The 3,105-nt window shown below is 75.0% G+C and carries 4 protein-coding genes; all 4 read left to right on the top strand.

Features of this window, described 5'->3' with window-relative positions:
- On the top strand, positions 1-429 hold a 429-nt coding region (locus GTR00_RS17865), incomplete at its 5' end, for a helix-turn-helix domain-containing protein (RefSeq protein ID WP_166612928.1).
- A 132-nt stretch (positions 430-561) separates the two neighbouring features.
- Positions 562-1,770 carry an endo-1,4-beta-xylanase gene (locus GTR00_RS17860; protein ID WP_166612927.1) on the top strand — a complete coding sequence of 403 codons (1,209 nt, stop codon included), beginning with the start codon at positions 562-564 and terminating at the stop codon, positions 1,768-1,770.
- A gap of 47 nt (positions 1,771-1,817) precedes the next feature.
- Positions 1,818-2,849: a LacI family DNA-binding transcriptional regulator gene (locus tag GTR00_RS17855; RefSeq protein WP_166612926.1), complete on the top strand. Its 1,032-nt coding sequence runs from the start codon at positions 1,818-1,820 to the stop codon at positions 2,847-2,849.
- Between the two features lie 58 nt (positions 2,850-2,907).
- The coding region (locus GTR00_RS17850; protein WP_166612925.1) for a hypothetical protein at positions 2,908-3,105 on the top strand (198 nt) is incomplete at its 3' end.

Raw genomic sequence — 3,105 nt, 5'->3', positions numbered from 1 at the left:
GGGCTGGTGGAGGCCGCCCACGTCGCGGAGGTGGCCGCCCGCCTGCCGCACCGGCGCGCCGGCGCGGTGCACCGCACCGCCGACCTGGGCGCGCGCGGGCTGCTGTGGTGGCTGCGCGAGGACCCGCGGCTGCACTCGTGGGTGGAGGCGCAGCTGGCGCCGCTGCTGGGCGGGCCGGACGGGGAGCGCCAGCTGGAGCTGCTGCGCGGGCACCTGGAGTCGGGCGGGTCCATGACGCGGCTGGCGTCGCGGCTGCGGCTGAGCCGGCCGGCGGCGTACGGGCGGGTGGAGCGGCTGCGCGAGCGCCTGGGCCGGGACCTGGAGGACCCCGAGGAGCGGCTGGCCCTGCACCTGGCGCTGCTGGCGCACGAGCTGGGCGGCGCGGAGGGCGCCCCCGGCCCGGCGCGGGGCGGCGCGCAGCGGCCGTGACGGCCGGTCCACCGGCCGTTCACGGTCGGTGCCCGCGCGCAGTGCTTGACGCTCCCTGTGCGGCTGCCTAGAGTCCCGTGCACCGATACCGGAACTCTTCCGGAACCTGGCGATGAAGCCGAGGAGACACGCATGCGTCGTGCACGCAGCCCCCGCACCACCTTCCGCGCCGCGCGGGTCGCCACCGCCCTCGCGGCCGTCCCGCTGAGCCTGGCCGCGGTGGTCGCCCCCGCCGCCGCCGCGCCGACCGCCGAGCGCGCCGGCACGGACCGCGCCGCCACCGAGCGCGCCCGCCACGACCGCGGCGACCGCGACACCCTGCGCGCAGCGGCGCCGAAGGGCTTCCGCATCGGCACCGCCGTCGCCGGCGGCGGCCACCACGAGGAGCAGGACTACGCGGACCCGTTCGCGTACGACGTGGAGTACCGCGAGGTCATGGCCCGCGAGTTCAGCTCGCTGTCGGCCGAGAACCAGATGAAGTGGGAGTACATCCACCCCAGCCGGGACTTCTACAACTTCTACCCGGCCGACGCGATCGTCCGCTACGCCAAGCAGAACGGCCAGGTCGTGCGCGGGCACACCCTGCTGTGGCACAGCCAGAACCCGCAGTGGCTCATCGACGCCGAGCCCACCCTGAGCGACGCGGAGCTGGAGGGCATCCTCAAGGAGCACATCCAGAAGGTCGTCGGCCGCTACGCGGGCCAGATCCAGCAGTGGGACGTCGCCAACGAGATCTTCCTCGAGGACGGCACCCTGCGCACCGAGGAGAACCTCTGGATCCGCCGCCTGGGCGAGGGGATCATCGCCAAGGCGTTCCGCTGGGCGCACGAGGCCGACCCCGAGGCGAAGCTGTTCTTCAACGACTACGGCGTGGAGAGCATCAACCCCAAGAGCAACGCCTACTACGAGCTCATCCAGGACCTCAAGGCCCAGGGCGTGCCGGTCGACGGCTTCGCCCCGCAGAGCCACCTGAGCACGGACTACGGCTTCCCGGGCGACCTGCAGGCGAACCTGCAGCGCTTCGCGGACCTCGGCCTGGAGACCGCCATCACCGAGCTGGACGTCCGCATCACGCTGGAGGAGGGCGAGACCGAGCCCACCGCCGCCCAGCAGGCGCAGCAGGCCGACTACTACCAGCGGGCCCTGGAGGCCTGCCTGGGCGTGAGGACCTGCAACTCGTTCACCATCTGGGGCTTCACCGACAAGTACTCCTGGGTGCCGGTGTTCTTCGAGGGCCAGGGCTCGGCCACCGTCATGACGGAGGACTACGAGCGCAAGCCCGCCTACCACGCCCTGCAGGACACGCTGCGCGCCGCCCGCGGCGGCCGCGGCCGGCACTGAGGCGCGCCGTGGTCCGGGCGGGCGCGGGCGCGACTACCGTTCGCACCGTGCCCGCCCCCCACAGCCGTCAGGTGACGATCACCGAGATCGCCCGCGAGGCGGGCGTCTCGGTGCCCACCGTCTCCCGCGTCGTCAACGGCCGCGACGACGTGTCCGCGGCGACGCGGGAGAAGGTGGAGGCGCTGCTGCGCCACCACGGCTACCGGGTGCAGCGGGCGCCGCGGCGCTCGCGCGCCTTCCTGCTCGACCTCGTCTTCGACGACCTGGACTCCCCGTGGGCCGTGGAGATCATCCGCGGGGTCGAGGAGGTCGCCCACGCCGCCGGCGCCGGCACGGTCGTCTCCGCCGTGCACGGGCGCACCGACTCCGCCGAGGCGTGGCTGCAGAACCTGCACCGGCGCGCCAGCGACGGGGTGCTGCTGGTCACCTCGCAGCTGCAGGAGGACCTCGGCCCGGCGCTGCGGGAGAGCTCGGTGCCGCTGGTCGTGGTGGACCCCGCCGGCCAGCCGCCGCTGGACGCGCCCAGCGTGGGCGCGACGAACTGGGCCGGTGGCGTGGCCGCCGCGCAGCACCTGGTGCAGCTGGGGCACCGGCGGGTCGCGCACGTGGGCGGCCCCTCCCGGCTGCTGTGCAGCCGCGCCCGCCTGGACGGGCACCGGGCCGGGCTGGAGGCCGCCGGGCTGGCGCTGGAGCCGCGCCTGGTGCGCGAGGGCGACTTCCGGCAGGCCTCGGGCCTGCGGGCGGCGCAGGAGCTGCTGGACCTGGACGACCCGCCCACGGCGGTGTTCGCCGCCAGCGACCAGATGGCGCTGGGCGTGTACGAGGCGGTGCGCCGCCGCGGGATGCGCGTGCCCGAGGACCTCAGCGTCGTCGGCTTCGACGACCTGGAGCTGGCCACGTGGGCCTCCCCGCCGCTGACGACGGTGCGCCAGCCGCTGGCCGAGATGGGCGCCACGGCGGCGCGGACCCTGCTGGACCTGGCCGACGGCCGGGAGGTGCCGCACCCGCGCGTGGAGCTGGCGACGACCCTGGTGGTGCGCGACTCCACCGCCCCGCCGAAGCTCGAACACTCTCGGTGACTGCACGTAGGCTCTGAGTGTGGTCGACCGCCGGCGTGAGCACCAGACGCTCCTCGAGGTGACGACGCTCCCCCTGCGCCACGGCTCGGACCTGCGCGCCGTCCTCCACGACACCACCGTCGCCGCCACCGAGGTCACCGGCGCCCAGTTCGGGGCGTTCTTCTACCACGACCGCGACGAGCACGGCGAGCGCCTGGACCTGCTGACCGTCGCCGGCGCCGACCCCGGCGCCTTCCCCACCACCGCCCCGGTGCGC

Origin of the sequence: Kineococcus indalonis, from assembly GCF_009906395.1 — a bacterium.
GTDB classification, from domain to species: Bacteria; Actinomycetota; Actinomycetes; order Actinomycetales; family Kineococcaceae; genus Kineococcus; species Kineococcus indalonis.
This window is presented reverse-complemented; position numbering and strand designations above follow the sequence as displayed.